The 17,864-nt window shown below is 72.3% G+C and carries 17 protein-coding genes; 10 read left to right on the top strand and 7 right to left on the bottom strand.

The genetic code is table 11. The features are described from left to right. Positions 1-50: 50 nt before the first annotated feature. On the top strand, positions 51-890 hold the full coding sequence (locus CRP56_RS04690; protein ID WP_097260507.1) for a helix-turn-helix transcriptional regulator: 840 nt from the start codon (positions 51-53) through the stop codon (positions 888-890). Between the two features lie 95 nt (positions 891-985). On the opposite strand, the gene CRP56_RS04695 is transcribed toward CRP56_RS04690, so the two are convergent. Together CRP56_RS04695 and CRP56_RS04700 are read right to left on the bottom strand one after the other, a co-directional pair. Further along, entirely contained in the window at positions 986-2,230 is a 1,245-nt protein-coding gene (locus tag CRP56_RS04695; protein ID WP_097260509.1) for an ROK family protein, read from the bottom strand. A 36-nt stretch (positions 2,231-2,266) separates the two neighbouring features. Continuing rightward, positions 2,267-2,908, bottom strand: a complete 642-nt coding sequence (locus tag CRP56_RS04700) for an alpha-ketoglutarate-dependent dioxygenase AlkB family protein (protein ID WP_097260511.1) — start codon at positions 2,906-2,908, stop codon at positions 2,267-2,269. A 105-nt stretch (positions 2,909-3,013) separates the two neighbouring features. Between CRP56_RS04700 and CRP56_RS04705 the strand changes: the two genes are divergently transcribed. Beyond that, positions 3,014-4,141: a methyltransferase gene (locus tag CRP56_RS04705; protein ID WP_097260513.1), complete on the top strand. Its 1,128-nt coding sequence runs from the start codon at positions 3,014-3,016 to the stop codon at positions 4,139-4,141. On the opposite strand, the gene CRP56_RS04710 is transcribed toward CRP56_RS04705, so the two are convergent. Then, a complete protein-coding gene (locus CRP56_RS04710) occupies positions 4,131-4,991 on the bottom strand; it encodes a class II fructose-bisphosphate aldolase (RefSeq protein ID WP_097260515.1) in 861 nt (286 codons plus the stop codon). The genes CRP56_RS04705 and CRP56_RS04710 overlap by 11 nt on opposite strands. Before the next feature lie 2 nt (positions 4,992-4,993). Then, a complete protein-coding gene (locus tag CRP56_RS04715) occupies positions 4,994-5,884 on the bottom strand; it encodes an SIS domain-containing protein (protein WP_097260517.1) in 891 nt (296 codons plus the stop codon). A gap of 140 nt (positions 5,885-6,024) precedes the next feature. Between CRP56_RS04715 and CRP56_RS04720 the strand changes: the two genes are divergently transcribed. Then, positions 6,025-6,804 carry a DeoR/GlpR family DNA-binding transcription regulator gene (locus CRP56_RS04720; protein ID WP_097260519.1) on the top strand — a complete coding sequence of 260 codons (780 nt, stop codon included), beginning with the start codon at positions 6,025-6,027 and terminating at the stop codon, positions 6,802-6,804. A gap of 79 nt (positions 6,805-6,883) precedes the next feature. Beyond that, positions 6,884-8,710, top strand: coding sequence for a glycoside hydrolase family 15 protein (locus CRP56_RS04725; protein WP_097260521.1), 1,827 nt, complete (start codon positions 6,884-6,886; stop codon positions 8,708-8,710). Here CRP56_RS04725 and CRP56_RS04730 read toward each other — a convergent pair. Next, on the bottom strand, positions 8,685-9,656 hold the full coding sequence (locus CRP56_RS04730; protein WP_257040010.1) for a DUF748 domain-containing protein: 972 nt from the start codon (positions 9,654-9,656) through the stop codon (positions 8,685-8,687). The two genes, CRP56_RS04725 and CRP56_RS04730, sit on opposite strands and share 26 nt — an antisense overlap. A 183-nt stretch (positions 9,657-9,839) precedes the next feature. On the opposite strand from CRP56_RS04730, the gene CRP56_RS04735 reads away from it, so the two are divergent. Further along, positions 9,840-12,092, top strand: coding sequence for a heavy metal translocating P-type ATPase (locus tag CRP56_RS04735; RefSeq protein ID WP_097260523.1), 2,253 nt, complete (start codon positions 9,840-9,842; stop codon positions 12,090-12,092). Between the two features lie 78 nt (positions 12,093-12,170). On the opposite strand, the gene CRP56_RS04740 is transcribed toward CRP56_RS04735, so the two are convergent. Beyond that, the gene (locus tag CRP56_RS04740; protein ID WP_097260525.1) at positions 12,171-12,866 is read right to left on the bottom strand and encodes a type 1 glutamine amidotransferase domain-containing protein; all 696 of its coding nucleotides are present in this window, start codon (positions 12,864-12,866) and stop codon (positions 12,171-12,173) included. A gap of 50 nt (positions 12,867-12,916) precedes the next feature. Between CRP56_RS04740 and CRP56_RS04745 the strand changes: the two genes are divergently transcribed. Next, a complete protein-coding gene (locus CRP56_RS04745; protein WP_097260527.1) occupies positions 12,917-13,846 on the top strand; it encodes a LysR family transcriptional regulator in 930 nt (309 codons plus the stop codon). A 31-nt stretch (positions 13,847-13,877) separates the two neighbouring features. On the opposite strand, the gene CRP56_RS04750 is transcribed toward CRP56_RS04745, so the two are convergent. Beyond that, on the bottom strand, positions 13,878-14,834 hold the full coding sequence (locus CRP56_RS04750) for a zinc metalloprotease (protein WP_257040011.1): 957 nt from the start codon (positions 14,832-14,834) through the stop codon (positions 13,878-13,880). A gap of 200 nt (positions 14,835-15,034) precedes the next feature. Here CRP56_RS04750 and CRP56_RS04755 point away from each other — a divergent pair, with 200 nt between their 5' ends. The 4 genes from CRP56_RS04755 (at position 15,035) to CRP56_RS04770 (ending at position 17,767) form a co-directional block, all read left to right on the top strand. Then, positions 15,035-15,370, top strand: coding sequence for a hypothetical protein (locus tag CRP56_RS04755; RefSeq protein ID WP_097260529.1), 336 nt, complete (start codon positions 15,035-15,037; stop codon positions 15,368-15,370). Then, on the top strand, positions 15,360-15,935 hold the full coding sequence (locus tag CRP56_RS04760) for a hypothetical protein (RefSeq protein ID WP_097260531.1): 576 nt from the start codon (positions 15,360-15,362) through the stop codon (positions 15,933-15,935). The genes CRP56_RS04755 and CRP56_RS04760 overlap by 11 nt, the downstream gene beginning before the upstream one ends. An 80-nt stretch (positions 15,936-16,015) precedes the next feature. Continuing rightward, on the top strand, positions 16,016-16,564 hold the full coding sequence (locus CRP56_RS04765) for a DUF2269 family protein (protein ID WP_097260533.1): 549 nt from the start codon (positions 16,016-16,018) through the stop codon (positions 16,562-16,564). A 30-nt stretch (positions 16,565-16,594) separates the two neighbouring features. Next, positions 16,595-17,767 (top strand): acyl-CoA dehydrogenase family protein, encoded by a 1,173-nt coding sequence (locus CRP56_RS04770; RefSeq protein WP_097260536.1) that lies wholly within the window; start codon positions 16,595-16,597, stop codon positions 17,765-17,767. The last annotated feature ends 97 nt before the right edge of the window (positions 17,768-17,864 follow it).

Consider the following 17,864-nt stretch of genomic DNA (forward strand, 5'->3'; position numbering starts at 1 on the left):
GGGACTCGCAGTACCAGGCACCCGCCCGGTCGGCGCGGTTCACTGGAGGCATGACGACGACGGAGCTGGGGCAGGCGCTGCGCCGCTGGCGGGACCGGGTCGCGCCGCAGACCGCGGGGCTGCCGGCCGGCGGTCAGCGGCGCGCGGCGGGGTTGCGGCGCGAGGAGCTGGCGCTGCTGGCGGGGATCTCGGTCGACTACGTCACCCGGCTCGAACAGGGCCGGGCGGCGAACCCGTCCGGGCAGGTCGTCGAGGCGCTGGCCCGGGCGCTGCGGCTGTCGGGGGACGAGCGGGAGTATCTGTTCCGGCTGGCCGGGCTGGTGCCGCCGGGGCCCGAGACCGTGCCCGGGTACATCACGGCGAGCGTCCAGCGGCTGCTGGACCGGCTCGTGGACACACCCGTCGGGGTGTCCGACGCGGCGATGACGCTGCTCGTGGCCAACCCGATGTACGCCGCGCTGATGGGTGACCCGTCGGGCCTGCGCGGCTTCGAGCGCAACGGGGTGTGGCGCAACTTCACCGGCGCGCCCACCCGGGTCCGGCACACCCCGCAGGAGCGGCGCGACTTCGAGGTGGGGATGGTCGCGGAGCTGCGGGCGACGTACGGCCGCTATCCCGCCGACCGGCAACTGCGGCGGATGGTGGCGGAGTTGAGGGCGGGCAGTGAGCGGTTCGCCGAGCTGTGGGACGCGGGGGTCGTCGGCCGGCTGGAGGGCTCGCGCAAGACGATCGAGCACCCCCACGTGGGGCTGCTGACGCTGGACTGCGATCTGCTCCGGGTGGAGGGCAACGACCTGCACATCCTGGTGTATTCGGCGGAGCCGGGCACCGAGGAGGCCGAGAAGCTGGCGCTGCTCTCCGTCCTCGGGACCCAGTCACTGGTGGGCTAGGGCCTGTCTGACAATTCCCGTCGTCCGCCCGAAGGGCGGGCGCCGCGGCGCCTTGCGATCACACGCGCCAGACGCCGCGGCGCAGGCGGGAATTGTCAGACAGGCCTTAGGGCCCTGATGGGGTCGTCCAGCACCGGTTGCCACGCCAACTCGGCCGCGCCGACCAGGCTGTTGTGGTCCAGGGTGCACGCCAGGATCGGTACGCCGCCGCTCTGTCCCCACAGACTGCGGTCGGCGACGACCGCGCGCAGTCGGTCGGGATCGGCGGCGAGGAGGGTGCGGTGCAGGCCGCCGAGGATGATGCGGTCGGGGTTGAGGATGTTCACCAGCCCGGCCAGGCCCAGCCCCAGGCGGTCGATGAGGGTCTCCGCGGCGGTGCGGACGGTCGGGTCGTCGTAGTGGTCGCGGATCAGGTCGATGGCCTGCTGGAGCAGTGACACCACGGGTCCCGGCTCGCGCCCGGCGGCGGTGAGGAGGGCCAGCGGGTCGGCCTCGACGTCGAGGCAGCCGCGGCTGCCGCAGTGGCAGGGGCGGCCCTCGGGGTTGACCGTGAGGTGGCCAACTTCCAGGGCGAGGCCCGAACTGCCGGTGTGCAGACGGCCGTCGAGGACGAGCGCGCCGCCGACGCCCCGGTGTCCGGTGGCCACGCAGAGCAGGTCGCGGGCGCCGCGGCCCGCCCCGTGCCGGTGCTCGGCGAGTGCGGCGAGGTTGACGTCGTTGCCCGCGAACGCCGGTCCGCTGATGCCGGCCGCGCGCACGCACTCGTCGAAGATCCGGCGTACGGGGGCACCGACGGGCCAGGCCAGGTGGAGCGGGTTGAGCGCGGTGCCGTCGGGTTCGGCGACGGCGGACGGCACGGCGAGACCGGCGCCGACACAGCGGAGCCCCGTGGTGCGCAGCAGGTCGGCGCCGGCCTCGACGACCGAGCCGATGATCTTCGCCGGGTCGGCGTCGACGGTCTCGCGAGCGGGCGCGGTCGCGGCGATACGGCCGCCGAGCCCGACCAGCGCCGCGCGGAATCCGTCGGCGTGCACCTGGGCGGCGAGGACGACGGGCCCGTCCTCGGCGACCGCGAGCCGGTGCGAGGGCCGGCCCTGGGAACCCGCGGCGGCGCCGGGCCGGGCGTCGACCCGGATCAGCCCGAGCGCCTCCAGCTCGGCGGCGACGGCTCCGGCCGTGGCCCGGGTCACGCCGAGCTCGGCGGTGAGCACGGCCCGGGTCGGGGCGCGTCCGGTGTGCACGAGCTCCAGCGCGGGCCCGAGCGCACCGCGCCCCCGGTCCAACCGCGTCCTCGAGGTGGTCCCTTCCCCCGCCGGCCGGGGGTCCGCGTTGCCGCTCATGAGGGCGAGTCTCCCATGATCCGCTGCGCGGGCCGCCTACCGGCCACTGACTCTCAGCGTGATGTTCAGCCGCCCGGTCAGCCCCAACTGCGGCGGTGCCGTGCCCGGGTACACCTTGGGTACGCCGTGGTAGGCGAGCCGGGCAGCCCCTCCGAACACGAACAGGTCCCCACTGCGCAGCTCCACGTCCGTGTAGGGCCGGGTCCGGGTCTCGGTGTTCCCGAACCGGAAGACACACGTGTCCCCGAGGCTGAAGGACACGACCGGCGCGTCCGACTGCTCGTCGCTGTCGCGGTGCATGCCCATGCGGGCGTCGCCGTCGTAGAAGTTGATCAGTGCGATGTCGTACGGAAGTGGCGTCATCCCGAGTGCCTCCCGTACCGCGTCACGTCCCAGCTCCCCCAGCCACGCCGGGAACGGCTTCACCGGGGAGCCGTCGCCGTCGACGACCGTGCGGGCATAGCCGTACGGGTACCAGTGCCACCCCAGACACACCTGCCGGGCGGTCATCGTGCCGCCGCCGGGTGTGCGCACCGTCCGCAGCCCGGCCGGCGGACGGGCCCAGTCCCGGCAGACCTCCAGCAGCTCGCGCTGCCGCCCGGCGTCGAGCCAGTCCGGCACGTGCACCGCGCCCGGCGCCACCTCGGTGCGGGACCTGGGGAACAGCTCGGCGTCCATGGACTCCATCCTGCCAAGAAGCCCTGAGCTGCGGCTCCGGGCGGCGTGGGGGCGTGCCTGGGCCTTCCCGGGGTCGCTTAGCCTGGAGGGACGATGAACGACCGTATGACGACGCCCTGGGGCGAGCTGACGCTGGCCCGTTTTCCCGAGGACCCGCGTGACCGGCTGCGTGCCTGGGACGCCTCCGACGAGTATCTGCTGCGGCACCTCCGGGAGGTCTCCCTGTCCGGCACGGTCGTGGTCCTCGGCGACCGCTGGGGCGCGCTGGTGACAGCGCTGGCCGCGCACGGGCCGACGCAGATCACGGACTCGTACCTGAGCCAGGAGGCGACTCGGGCGAACCTCGCCCGCAACGGTGTCGAGACCGGCACGGTGCGGCTGCTCACGACCCAGGACCCGCCCCCGGAGCGGATCGACGTGCTGCTGGTGCGGGTGCCGAAGAGCCTGGCCCTGCTGGAGGACCAGCTGCTGCGCCTCGCGCCCGGGCTGCACGCGGGCACGGTCGTCGTCGGCACCGGCATGGTGAAGGAGATCCACACCTCCACGCTGAGGCTCTTCGAGCGGGTCATCGGCCCGACCCGCACCTCGCTCGCCGAGAAGAAGGCCCGGCTGATCTTCAGCAGCCCGGACGTGTCCGGCGAGACCGCCGCCAACCCGTGGCCGTACAGCTACGCCCTGCCCGAAGGCATCGGACCGGTCTCCGGGCGCTCCGTCGTCAACCACGCGGGCGTCTTCTGTGCCGACCGGCTCGACATCGGCACCCGGTTCTTCCTCGGCCATCTGCCGGACAGCAAGGGAACCCAGCGCGTCGTGGACCTGGGCTGCGGCAACGGAGTGGTGGGCACGGCGGTGGCGCTGGCGAATCCCGAGGCCGAGGTGCTGTTCGTCGACGAGTCGTTCCAGGCGGTGGCCTCCGCGGAGGCGACGTACAAGGCGAACGGCGTGCCGGGGCATGCCGAGTTCCGGGTCGGGGACGGGTTGAGCGGGGTGCCGGACGGGAGTGTGGACCTCGTGCTCAACAATCCGCCGTTCCACTCCCATCAGGCCACGACCGACGCCACCGCGCGCCGGATGTTCGCCGACGCCCGGCGCGCGTTGCGGCTGGGCGGCGAGCTGTGGGTGGTCGGCAACCGCCATCTCGGGTATCACGTGACGCTGCGGCGGCTGTTCGGGAACAGCGAATTGGTCGCCAGTGACCCGAAGTTCGTGGTGCTCAGGGCCGTCAGGAAGTAGCGCGGCCGAGCAGGCGGACGGTTCGCTCCACCTCCCTCGCCATCGCCTCCCGTCCCACGCCCAGGTACTTGCGGGCGTCGACCGCCTCGGGGTGGGTGCCGAGGTACTCCCGTACGGCGCCGGTCAGGGCGATGTTGAGGGCGGTGCCGATGTTGACCTTGGTGATGCCGCCGGTGACGGCCGCGGTGAGTTCGTCGTCGGGCACGCCGGACGAGCCGTGCAGGACGAGCGGGACGTCGAGGGTCGCTGCCAGGCGTTTGACGAGGTCGTGGTCGAGGCTCGCGGTGCGGGTCGTCATGGCGTGCGTGCTGCCGACGGCCACCGCCAGGGCGTCCACGCCGGAGTCCACCACGAAGGCGCGGGCCTCGGCGGGGTCGGTGCGGGCGCCGGGGGCGTGGGCGTCCAGCGGGGGTTCGCCGTGCTTGCCGCCGACCTGCCCCAACTCGGCCTCGATCCACAGGCCTTGGGCGTGTGCCCAGTCGGCCGCGGCGCGGGTGGCGGCGAGGTTCTCGGCGTAGGGCAGCCGGGCGGCGTCGTACATCACGGAGCCGAATCCGACGTCCGCCGCCTGCCGCAGCAGGGCGTCGCTGTGGACGTGGTCGAGGTGCAACCCGACGGGAACGGCGGCGCGTTCGGCGGCGGCGACGGCGGCACGGGCGAGGGGGTGCAGTCGCCCCAGCCTGAACTTGACGGCGTTCTCGCTGACTTGGAGGACGACGGCGGCACCCGCCGACTCGGCGCCGGCCACGACCGCCTCGACGTGTTCGAGCGTGACGACGTTGAAGGCGGCGACGGCGGAGTGCGCGGCGGCGGCAGCGGCGACCAGGTCGCCGGTGGGGACAAGAGGCACGGCTACTCCTGCGCGCCGGCGAGGATCACCGAGCGGGTGAGGTGGCGCGGCCGGTCCGGGTCGAGGCCCCGGGCTGCGGCGACGGCGATGGCGAGCCGCTGGGCGCGGACCAGTTCGGCGAGCGGGTCGAGGCCGCCGTCCACCCACAGGGCCCCGGTGCCCCGCACCTGTTCGGCCAGACCCTCGGGCGCCTCGCCGAACATCCAGGTCGCGGTGCCCTTGGTCGTGATGCTGATGGGGCCGTGCCGGTACTCCATCGCCGGGTAGGCCTCGGTCCAGGACAGCGAGGCCTCGCGCATCTTCAGTCCGGCCTCGTTGGCCAGGCCCACGGTCCAGCCGCGGCCGAGGAAGGTGAACTGTGTGCAGTCGACGAGGCCTTGGGGCAGCGGGTCGGCGAGCGCGGCGCGGGCGTCGGTGACGGCTGCCTCGGGGTGCAGGCCGAGGTGGGCGCGGAGGAGGGTCAGCGCGGTCGTCGCGAACCTGGTCTGCACGACGGACCGTTCGTCCGCGTAGTCGAGCACGACGACGTCGTCCGCGGCCGTCATGACGGGCGTGTGCGGGTCGGCGGTGATCGCCGTGGTGCGTATCCACCCCTTCAACCCCCCGAGCAGTTCGAGGACTTCGGTGGTGGTGCCGGACCGTGTCAGGGCGACGACCCGGTCGTACGACCGTCCCCGCGGGAACTCCGACGCGGCGAAGGCGTCGGTCTCGCCCTGGCCCGCGCCCTCGCGCAGCGCGGCCGCGGACTGCGCCATGAAGTACGACGTGCCGCACCCCACGATCGCAACCCGCTCCCCCGGCACCGGCAGCACCCCGCGGTGTCCGTCCGCCTCGGCCGCCGCGCGGGTCCAGCACTCGGGCTGGCTCGTCAGCTCGTCCTCGACATGCGTCATGGCGTTGCCCCTCCCCTGGATGCATGCTTCTACGGATGATTGTTTGTGCAAGATATAGCGAGCTTTCGAGCAGGATCAAGCATTCGGGCGGCTGCGGGGTGCGCTAGGGTCGCCGGGTGATCGAGGATGGGAGAGTGCGCATGTCCCGCGACGCCCGCTGGAAGGCGCTGCTGGAACTGCTCGTCGAGCGCGGCCGGCTGGAGGTCGAGGAGGCCGCCGCCGAGCTGGAGGTCTCCGCCGCGACGATCCGGCGCGACTTCGACCAGCTGGCCGAGCAGCAGATGCTCGTGCGCACACGGGGCGGGGCGGTCGTGCACGGGGTGTCGTACGAGCTGCCGCTGCGCTACAAGACCGCCCGGCACGCCTCCGAGAAGCAGCGCATCGCCAAGGCGGTCGCGGATCTCGTCGCGCCCGGTGAGGCGGTGGGGCTCACCGGTGGTACGACCACCACGGAGGTGGCGCGCGCCCTGGCCGTGCGCAGCGACCTGGCGTCCGGCTCGCCCGCGCTGACCGTGGTCACCAACGCGCTCAACATCGCCAACGAGCTGGCCGTGCGCCCCCAGTTCAAGATCGTGGTGACCGGTGGGGTCGCGCGGGCGCAGTCGTACGAGCTCATCGGGCCGCTCGCGGACGGGGTGCTGAGCCAGATCACCCTCGATGTGGCGGTGCTCGGCGTGGTCGCCTTCGATGCCACGCACGGGGCCGCCGCGGCCGACGAGGCGGAGGCGGCGATCAACCGGCTGCTGTGCGAGCGGGCCGAGCGGGTGGTCGTGGCCGCCGACTCCAGCAAGCTGGGGCAGCGGGCGTTCGCCCGGATCTGCGCGGCGGAGTCGGTGGACGTCCTGGTCACGGACACCGCCGTGGGCACGGAGACGGTACGGCGCTTCGAGGAGGCGGGGGTGAGGGTGCTCGCGGTCTGAGACGGCCGGCGAAGATCCCCCCTCGTTCTGGGCACCGGCGCCACCGGATCGACCTAGGCTGGGCTTCATGGAGGCTGCCATGAGCGGACCATCGACCGACCAGCCCGACCGGCCGTATCTGCCGATCGCCGAGCACGGCCTCATCGGCGATCTGCGCAGCGTGGCCCTGGTGGGCACGGACGGCACCATCGACTGGTACTGCTGCCCGTCCTTCGACGCGCCGAGCGTGTTCGCGGCGATCCTGGACTCCGAGCGGGGCGGCGCGTTCGAGCTGGCGGCCTCGGTCCCGGCCCGGACCAAGCAGTTCTACTTCCCCGACACCAACGTCCTGATCACCCGCTTCTTCACCGAGGACGGGGTCGGCGAGGTCCAGGACTTCATGCCCGTGGACGGCGAGAAGGCCGAGGTGGAGCGGCACCGGCTGATCCGGCGGGTGGTGTGCGTACGGGGTTCGATCCCGTTCCGGACCCGGGTCGCCCCGCGCTTCGACTACGGCCGGCAGCAGCACCGGCTGCGCATGGTCGGCGACGTGGCGGTCTTCGAGTCCGACAGGCTGTCGCTGAGCCTGACCGCGACCGTGCCGCTGGAGACGGACGGCCTGGACGCGCGCGCCGACTTCAAGCTGGCGGAGGGCGAGTCGGCGGTGTTCGCGCTGGACCAGGTCGGCGGGGACGTGTCGCCGCGCCGGTGCGCGCGGACCGAGGCCGAGGAGCAGTTCGCGACCACGGTGGCGTACTGGCGGCGCTGGCTGTCGCAGTCCAAGTACCGGGGGCGCTGGCGGGAGATGGTGCACCGCTCGGCCCTCACCCTCAAGCTCCTCACCTACGCGCCGACCGGCGCGATCGTCGCCGCGCCGACGACGAGCCTGCCCGAGCAGCTGGGCGGCGAACGCAACTGGGACTACCGGTACGTGTGGGTGCGCGACGCCGCGTTCTGCGTCTACGCGCTGCTGCGCCTCGGCTTCACCGAGGAGGCCGAGGCGTTCATGAACTTCGTGACCAAGCACATCAGTCCGGGCGACGGCAAGCCGTCCGGGCCGCTGCAGATCATGTACGGCATCGACGGCCGCACCGACCTCACCGAGTCCGAACTCCCGCACCTGGAAGGGCATCAGGGCTCCGCACCGGTCCGGATCGGCAACGCGGCCTCGGACCAGCTCCAACTCGACATCTACGGCGCCCTGATCGACTCCATCTACCTCTACGACAAGTGGGCCAAGCCGATCTCCAGCGCCCAGTGGGACGACGTGTGCGCCTTGGTGGATTGGGTGTGCGCGCACTGGGACCAGCCCGACGAGGGCATCTGGGAGACGCGCGGCGGCCGGAAGACCTTCCTGTACTCGCGCCTGATGTGCTGGGTGGCGATCGAGCGCGCGATCCGCATGGCCAACCGCCGTGGCCTGCCCGCCGATCTGCTCCGCTGGCGGGAGTGCCGGGACACCATCTACCGGCGGATCATGAGCCGGGGCTGGTCGGAGGCCCGGCAGGCGTTCGTGCAGCACGAGGACGGCGATGTGCTGGACGCGGCCGTGCTGATGATGCCGCTGTCCAAGTTCATCGCCCCGACCGACCCCAAGTGGCTGTCCACACTCGACGCGTTGACCCAGGAGCTGGTCTCGGACTCGCTGGTCTACCGCTACGACCCGCTGGCCAGCCCGGACGGACTGCGCGGCGACGAGGGCACGTTCTCGATCTGCTCGTTCTGGTACGTCGAGGCGATGGTGCACGCCGGCCGGGTCGACGAGGCACGGCTCGCCTTCGAGAAGATGCTGACGTACGCCAATCATCTCGGCCTGTACGCCGAGGAGATCAGCCACACCGGTGAGCAACAGGGCAACTTCCCCCAGGCGTTCACCCATCTCGCCCTGATCAGCGCGGCGTTCAACCTGGACCGGGCGCTGGGCTGAACAGGTCAGTGCCCGTGCGCGTCTCGACGCCTCCGTGCCCTTCACCGGTGGTCACGGTGAACGCCGCCGTGTGGACCTGTCCCTGGTGCTTGAAGTCGAGGAACAGGCGGTACGTCCCGACACTGGGCGCGGTGGCCGTGAAGGAGATGTCCGGACCGGACTCGGTCGCGGCGTCGCCCGGTGCGCCGCCCGGGTGGACGTGGAGGTAGGCCAGGTCGCCGGAGCGCAGCGCGACGAGGTGGCCGTAGGCGCCGAGGTAGGGCTGGAGGTCGGTGACGGGGCGGCCGTCGCGGGAGACCTTGAGCTTGAGCTCGGTCGCGGTGTTCGGGGTCAGGCCGCCGGCCAGCTCGACCTTGTAGCCGTCGACGGTCGCGGTGCCGGTCGGCGCCGGGAGCTTCTGGGCCGTGTAGCTGCCCGAGGCCGCCAGGTCCGCGCCGAGGACGAGGTTCTCGGCGCCCTTCTTCGCCGGGGTGAAGTCGGCGAAGACGCGGTAGCCGCCCGCGCTAGGCAGCTCGACGGGGATGCTCCAGGTGCCGTCGGCGGCGCGGGTGGGGTGCAGATGGCGGTAGGTGCCAAGGTCGCGTGAGGCGACGATGAGGTGGAGTTCCTTGTCGTGCTCGCGCTGGTACGCGGTGACGGCACGGCCCGCGGAGTCGCACACCGCGAAGCGCAGCTCGGTCCGCTGCCCGGCCGTGACCCGCGGGGTCTTCAGGTCGAGGGTGTAGCCGCCCTCGGAGATCTGGAGCCCGCCGGCCGGGGCTTCCTGGTGACCGCTGCCCGAAGATTCCTGGTGACCGCCCCCGCCGCCCCCTTCCTCATGGCCGTCATGAGCGGCGGGCGCCCCCTCCGTGATCACCGGGTCGATGCCCTTGCCCACGCCGTAGGCGGTGCCGAAGGTAGCGGCGAGCGCGGCGGCGAACGCGGAGATCTTGAGTCCGGCATGCATGGCCTGCTCCTCGGAGATCACGGCCCCGCCTCGGTCGCCAGGGCCTCGATGCAGTTGACAATACCCCCAGGGGGTATGAAGTCAAGCCGTTTCGATGCTTGCACCGGATACCCCCTATGGGTATATCTTGGGCCATGGCGGCGACACTCCGCCCCCCTGTCCAGTCCACGAGGAGCAGCAGCGATGACCACCACCGCGACCGGAGCCCCTTCCGAGGTCGAGCTCGCCATCGGCGGCATGACCTGCGCCTCCTGCGCCGCACGCATCGAGAAGAAGCTCAACCGCATGGACGGGGTCACCGCCACGGTCAACTACGCCACCGAGAAGGCGAAGGTCAGCTTCGCCGGTGACGTCTCCGTCCAGGACCTGATAGCGACCGTCGAGAAGACCGGGTACACCGCGCAGGAGCCGTCACCACCGGAGGACCCCGGCGACGACGAGCCCGTGGACGACGAACTGCGCACCCTGCGCCAGCGGTTGACGACCGCGGTACTCCTCGCCGTGCCCGTCGTCGCGATGGCCATGATCCCGGCTCTGCAGTTCGAGTACTGGCAGTGGCTGTCGCTCACGCTGGCGGCGCCGGTCGTGACCTATGCCGGATGGCCCTTCCACAAGGCGGCGTTCACCAACGCGCGGCACGGCGCCGCGACCATGGACACGCTGATCTCGGTCGGCACGCTGGCCGCGTTCGGCTGGTCGCTGTGGGCGCTGTTCCTCGGCACCGCGGGCGAGCCGGGTATGACGCACCCCTTCGAGCTGACGATCGCCCGCGGCGACGGCGCCGGGAACATCTATCTGGAGGCCGCGGCCGGCGTCACCGCGTTCATCCTGGCCGGGCGGTACTTCGAGGCACGCTCCAAGCGCAAGGCGGGTGCCGCGCTGCGGGCGCTGCTGGAGCTGGGCGCCAAGGACGTGACCGTGCTCGGTGCCGACGGGCGTGAACAGACCGTTGCCGTCGGTGAGTTGAAGGTCGGTGACCGGTTCCTGGTCCGGCCCGGCGAGAAGATCGCCACCGACGGCACGGTGGTCGAGGGCTCCTCGGCCGTCGACGCCTCGATGCTGACCGGCGAGTCCGTGCCGGTGGAGGTCGCCCAGGGCGACGCGGTCACCGGTGCCACCGTCAACGCCGGCGGACGGCTCGTCGTCGAGGCCACCCGGGTCGGCGCCGACACCCAACTCGCCCGCATGGCCAAGCTGGTGGAGGACGCGCAGAACGGCAAGGCGGCGGCGCAGCGGCTCGCGGACCGGATCTCCGCGGTGTTCGTCCCGGTCGTGATCGCCCTCGCGCTCGGCACCCTCGGCTTCTGGCTCGGCAACGGCGCCGGACTGACGGCCGCGTTCACCGCCGCGGTCGCCGTGCTGATCATCGCCTGCCCGTGCGCCCTGGGGCTGGCCACGCCGACCGCGCTGCTGGTGGGCACGGGCCGAGGTGCCCAGCTCGGCATTCTCATCAAGGGTCCCGAGGTCCTGGAGTCCACCCGCAAGGTCGACACGATCGTCCTCGACAAGACCGGCACGGTCACCACGGGCCGGATGACACTGCTGGCCGTGCACACGGCCGACGGCACCGACGAGGCCGAAGTCCTGCGGCTGGCGGGCGCGTTGGAGCACGCCTCCGAGCACCCCATCGCCCGTGCCGTCGCCGACGGCGCGCTGACGAAGCTGGGTTCGCTGCCCACGCCGGAGGACTTCGCGAACGTGCCCGGCCTGGGTGTGCAGGGGATCGTCGACGGTCACGCGGTCCTGGTCGGCCGGGAGCGGCTGCTCGAAGAGTGGGCGATGGAACTTCCTGTGGAGCTCGCCCGGTTGAAGTCCGAGGCCGAGGCGTCCGGTCGTACGGCGATCGCGGTCGCCTGGGACGGGGAGGCGCGGGCGGTCCTCGAAGTCGCCGACGCCGTCAAGGAGACCAGCGCCGAGGCGATCACGCGGCTGCGGGCGCTGGGCCTGACGCCGATCCTGCTGACCGGTGACAACGCGGCGGTGGCGCAGTCCGTCGCCCGCGAGGTCGGCATCGCGCCCGAGGACGTCATCGCCGAGGTGCTGCCGCAGGACAAGGTCGACGTCGTCAAGCGCCTTCAGGGCGAGGGGCGTTCGGTGGCGATGGTCGGTGACGGCGTCAACGACGCGGCCGCCCTGGCCCAAGCCGATCTGGGGCTCGCCATGGGGACGGGCACGGACGCCGCCATCGAGGCCGGCGACCTGACCCTCGTCCGCGGCGACCTGCGCGCGGCGGCGGACGCCATCCGGCTGGCCCGGCGCACCCTCGGCACGATCCGGTCCAACCTGTTCTGGGCCTTCGCCTACAACGTGGCCGCCCTGCCGCTCGCCGCGGCCGGCCTGCTCAACCCGATGCTCGCGGGGGCGGCGATGGCCTTCTCGTCGGTGTTCGTGGTGGGCAACTCGCTGCGGCTGCGGTCGTTCAAGGCCGCGAACTGAGCGTCGTACGACAGGAACGGCGGCCCGCTGAAGAGGAGTTCAGCGGGCCGCCGTCCCATGCCCTCAGCGGAGCCCGGGTCAGCCCAGCTTCTTCAGCAGCTCGTCGGCGAGCGGCGCCGACGATGCCGGGTTCTGGCCGGTGACGAGGTTGCGGTCGACGACGACCTTCGGCGCCCACGGCTGGCCGACCTGGACGTCGACGCCCGCCTCGGTCAGCCGGTCCTGGAGCAGCCACTTGGCCTTGTCTGCGAGGCCGCCCTGGATCTCCTCGTCGTTGGTGAACGCGGCCACCCGGTAGCCGGCGAAGGTGTTGGTGCCGTCGTCCTTCACCGCGGCGAGCAGCGCGGCCGGGGCGTGGCAGACCACGCCGAGCGGCTTGCCGGACTCCAGGGCGCGGGTGAGCAGCTTCCCGGAGTCGGCGTCGACGGCCAGGTCCTCCATGGGGCCGTGGCCGCCGGGGTAGAAGACGGCGGCGTAGTCGTCGAGGTCGACGTCCGTCAGCTTGACCGGGTGCTGGAGCTCGGTCATCGCGGCGAGCGCGGCGGCGGTACGGTCGGCGCCCTCCTGGCCGCCGTTGAACGCGGGCGCGAGGCTGCCCTTGTCGACGGTGGGGACGACGCCGCCGGGGGTGGCCACGACGATCTCGTGTCCGGCGGCCTTGAAGGCCTGGTACGGGGCGACGGCCTCCTCGGCCCAGAAGCCCGTGGGGTGCAGGGTGCCGTCCGCGAGGGTCCAGTGGTCGGCGCCGGTCATGACGAAGAGGATCTTTGACATGGGTCGAACGTAGGCGAGCACACCCATAGAAATCCAATAGGCTCACGTATATGAGAGATAGGGAATCCAATGACCACCCGGCCGGAGGCCCCCTCGACCTGAACTTGCTGCGCACGTTCCTGACCGTGTACCGTACCGGCTCCTTCACGGCCGCCGCCCGCCTGCTCGGCCTGTCGCAGCCCACGGTGACGACCCAGATCCGCGCCCTGGAGCGGCAGCTGGACCGGGAGCTGTTCGAGCGTCTGGCCCGCGGGGTGGCGCCCGCGCCCTACGCGGACGAACTGGCCGCCCGGATCGTCGAGCCCCTGGACGCGCTCGCCTCGGCGGCGCGGCCGGAGGACACCCCCGCCGAGCCCGTACACCTCGCCGGTCCGGCCGAGCTCCTGACCCGTTCCGTCCTGCCGGGCATCGCGCCGCTCGTGGAGAAGGGCGTACGGCTGCGGGTCACGCCCGGTCTGACCGAGCCGCTGCTGGAGGATCTGCGCGCGGGCCGGCACGACCTGGTGATCGCCACCTTCCGGCCGCGCGGCCGGACGCTGACGGCGGTGGCGCTCAACGACGAGGAGTTCGTGCTGGTCGCCGGGCCCGCGTGGGCGGAGCGGATCGGTGGCGCGGCCCGGCTCGCGGCGGAGGGGGCCGCCGCGCTGCACGGCGTCCCCCTGGTCGCGTACGCCGAGGACCTGCCGATCGTGCGCCGCTACTGGCGGCATGTCTTCGGCAAGCGTCTGGTGTGCCAGCCCGCGGTGACGATGCCCGACCTGAACGCGGTCCGGGCGGCGGTCGCGGGCGGTACGGGTTTCTCGGTGCTCCCCCGCTATCTCTGTGCCGACGAGCTGGCGTCCGGCGTGCTGGTCCTGCTGCACGATCCGGAAGACCCGCCCATCAACACCGGCTTCCTGGTGCAGCGCCCCGGTGTCTCGGGCAACCCGCACGTGGCCGTCGTACGCGACCATCTGCTGCGCGCCGCCCGGGAGTGGTAGTCAGGGCTTCAGAAACGCAGGGCTTGAGCGCTCAGGGCTTGAGGAACGAGGAGCGGGCGCCCTCCAGGGTCGCGTCGATACGGGCCGCCTGTCCCTGGGTGAACATGAACATCGCGATGTCGTCGGTGTAGTCCATGTAGTTGACGAACATGTCCCCGTCGGGTGCGTTGTTGCAGGTCACGTGCGGGAAGGTGGGGGTGCCGAAGTTGGGGCCGCCCGCGTTGGGGGTGTCCGCGACGAAGTCGGTGCCGCTGCATCCCTGGCCGTCGTCGCCCCAGATGTGGAAGAGGTTCAGCCAGTGGCCCACTTCGTGGGTGGCGGTCCGGCCGAGGTCGAAGGGCGCCTGTGCCGTACCCGTCGTACCGAAGAAGCGGTGCCCGATGACCACGCCGTCGGTCTCGGGCGGGCCGCCCGGGAACTGGGCGTAGCCGAGGATCTCGCCGAGGGTGGGGTCGGGGTCCTCGATGCGGGGGGCGACCCACAGGTTGAGGTACCGGTCGGCGGGCCAGGCGTCATGGCCGCCGCTCGCCGCGAACTTGACGCCGTCGTCCGTGCGGAAGAGGTCGCTCGCGGTCTCGGTGCGGGTGATGCCGTCGGTGGGCGCGCCGAAGGGGTCCTCGGTGGCGAGCGCGAACTCGATGCGGCAGTCGGCGGTGAGGGGCTGCCAGACCTCGGGGACCTTCGAGATGTCCGGGTTGAGCATCCGGTAGTCCCGGTTCAGGACCTCGATCTGGCTGGCGATCTGTGCGTCGCCGATGTTCTGCTCGGGCGTGCGGTGGACGACGTGCACGACCACCGGGATGACCGTGACGCCGGCGCGGGCCGAGGTCTCCAGGCCGGTCTCGAAGGCGAAGGCCGTGTTCTCCACCGCGTCCCGCGCCAGGGCGTAGGAGGCGTTCTCGGTCAGCAGCCGCCGGTGCACCGGCATCGTGCCGCAGACACGGCGGGTGGGGACGGGGGTGGTCTCGTCGATCTCGTTCTCGGGCACGCTGCACCGCCTGACGATGGCCGCGTCCGTGCGACGCGGAGGAGAGGGTGGAACGGGCCCGTTGAGGTTTACGGTAGGGCGACCGCACGGACACGGTCAGCGGAATCACCGAATTCACGGTAAGTACGGCGTTGCATTCCGTATCGGGTCAACCGGACAGGTTTCCGGCTGAACCGGCAGGGAGCAGGAGGTGCCCGAGCATGAGCGGTCCGCCGCCGGAGCTGATCGGCGCATGGGTGCATTCGTACGAGGAGGACTCGCCCGGCGTGACGGTCTACCGCCGGGCCGGGTACCCGCTGCCGCCCGCGCGGGGCCGCCGCGCACTGGAGTTCGCCGCCGACGGCACCTTCACCGAGCGGCCCCTCGGACGCGGCGACGCCCCGGGGCGCCGGACCGGCAGCTGGGCACCTGCGGACCAGGAGGGCCGACGGCTCGCCCTCAACCTCCCGGACGCGGAACGCCAGTTGGAGGTTCTGCACGTCGACGACCAGATCCTCAAGGTGCGGGCCGCGGACGGGGGGCGGCATGTTCCGTAGCGGTGCTGTGGCGGTGGCGGCGGTCGGTGCGCTGGCGCTGACAGGGTGCGGCGCCGAGGAGTCCGGGGGCGCGGGTCCGGGGTCCACCCTTGCCTCCGCCGCCCAGGACTCACGGGCGGCGGCGCCGGAGCCGACCGTCACTTCCGGCGCCGACAGCTCCGGGGCCGCGGCGCCGGAGGCGACGGCTGGAGCCACGACACCGGCACCCTCACCGACACCGACCCCTGACCCCGCCCAGACCCTCGTGTCCCTGAGCATCAGCGGCGGTTTCGCCGGCGTCTCCCGGCAGGTGGTCCTGCGCGGCGACGGCACCGTCCACGCCCGCGACAACGGCACCTCCGCGACGCGCCACCTCCGCGCGGCCGAGTTCACGCGGCTGCGGACGCTCCTCGGCGACCCGGCGCTCGGCGAGGTCCCCGACCTCACGGTCAACACCGGCGCCGCCGACCTCTTCCAGTACCGGCTCCGCTTCGACGGCCGCACGCTCACGACCGACCGCTCCGCGGCGCACCCCGCCCTCGACCGTCTCATCGACGCCCTGAGCGCGTTCCTGCCGAAGGGCTGACGGCGTACTCCCCCGTCAGTACGCCGGCTTACTCCCGCTGTGAGACGACCTCGCCGCCCCGGCCCGGCACCGTGGGAGCCATGAAACTCAGCCGCCCGGCCCGCAAGGGCTCCCTCGTCCTCCACGTCGTCGCCTCCGCCGGCTGGCTCGGCCTCACCCTCGGCCTGCTGGCACTCGGGATCACCGCGGCCACCACCGGCGACCCGGTGATCGTGGAGTCCTCGGTCCGGGCCATGAAGCTGTTCGCCGACTGGCTCCTCCTCCCGCTCGCGCTCCTCACCTTTCTCAGCGGACTGCTGCTCTCGCTGGGCACGCCCTGGGGGCTGGCGCGGCACAAGTGGGTCTACACGAAGTTCTGGCTGTCCCTGGCCACGCTCACCGCGACGGCGTTCGTCCTGCGCCCGGCCGTGAACTCCGCGGTCGCCGCCGTCGCCGCGGGGCACCCGCTGCCGGACACCGGTGACGTCCTGTTCGGACCGATCGTCTCGTCGAGCGCGTACGTCTTCATGACGGTGATCTCGGTGCTCAAGCCCTGGGGGCCGACCCGGCGCGGGCGCAAGCATCGGGCCGCCTCAACTCCCGCCGCCCGAGGCGCCATTGACGCCCCCGCCGAGACCGCGTCACGGTGATGGTCCGTCAGACGACTCCGGAGGGCGTCCATGACTTCAGCGTCGGCACCCCGCTCCGACTCCGAACTCCTCGCGCGCGTACGGGAGATACGTCCACTGATCGCCGAACACGCGCTGCGGACCGAGCAGGAGAGGCGGGTGACCGGCGAGGTCGTCGCGGCGCTCACCGAGGCCGGCGTCCACCGGATGAACGTCCCCCGGCGGTACGGCGGCCACCAGACGCGGCTGCGCACCCAGGTCGACGTGCTGGCCGAGGTGGCCGGGGCGTGCGGGTCGGCCGGTTTCACCGCCCTGATCCAGGCGGGCTGCGCGTTCATCGCCGCGCTCTTCCCCGACGAGGCGCAGGCCGAGATCTTCGCGAGCCCGGAGGTGCGGGTCGGCGGCACGCTCGTCCCGGACGCCACGGCGGTCGCCGTGGACGGGGGATATCTGGTCAACGGCACCTCGGGCTTCGCCACCGGGTGCCGGCACGCCGACTGGCATCTGCTGACCGTCCGGGTCGAGTCCGGCGAGGGGCCGCCCGAAGTGCTGTGGACGGCCGTACCCGTGTCGGAGCTGGAGATCCTCGACGACTGGCACGTCTCCGGGCTGGCCGGCTCAGGCAGCAACAGCGTCGTCGCCCAGGACGTCTTCGTGCCCGCGCACCGCGTCCTGCCCGTCGGGCCGCTGCTGGCGGGCGAGTTCCCCTCGAAGGCGAACGCCGACGACCCCTTCTACCGGATGCCCGTCCTGCTGCTGTTCTGCGCGTGGACGGCCCCGCACGCGCTCGGTCTGGCGCGGGCGTCCCTGGCGGGGTTCACGGAGCGCATCCACCGGCGGGGCATCACCTACACCTTCCACGCGCGGCAGCACGAGGCGACCGTGACGCACCTCCAGGCCGCCGAGGCGGCGATGAAGATCTCCTGCGCCGAACTGCTGGCGGACGAGTTCGTCGCCCGTATCGAGGCCGGGGAGCCGTTCACCCAGGAGGAGCGGGCGAAGATCCGGGCGCAGACCGGTTATGTGGCGCGGCTGTGCAAGGAGGCCGTCGATCTGATCGCCTCCGCGTCCGGCGCGTCCTCGCTGCGCCTGGACGTGCCGGTGCAGCGGGCGGTCCGCGATCTGCACGCGCTCAACCTGCACTCCTTCGTCAATCCGGCCACCAACCTGGAGCTGTACGGGCGGGTGCTGTCCGGGCTCGATGCCGGGACGCCGTTCCTCTGATCCAGGGGTCGCTCGTGGCGCGCTGGAGAGGTGATCCAGACCACGAAGGAAACGATGTCGTATCGCTGGTCTCGGGGCTATGCTGAATCCCAAGCGA

This window comes from Streptomyces sp. TLI_55 (assembly GCF_900206255.1).
Lineage (GTDB): Bacteria > Actinomycetota > Actinomycetes > Streptomycetales > Streptomycetaceae > Streptomyces > Streptomyces aquilus.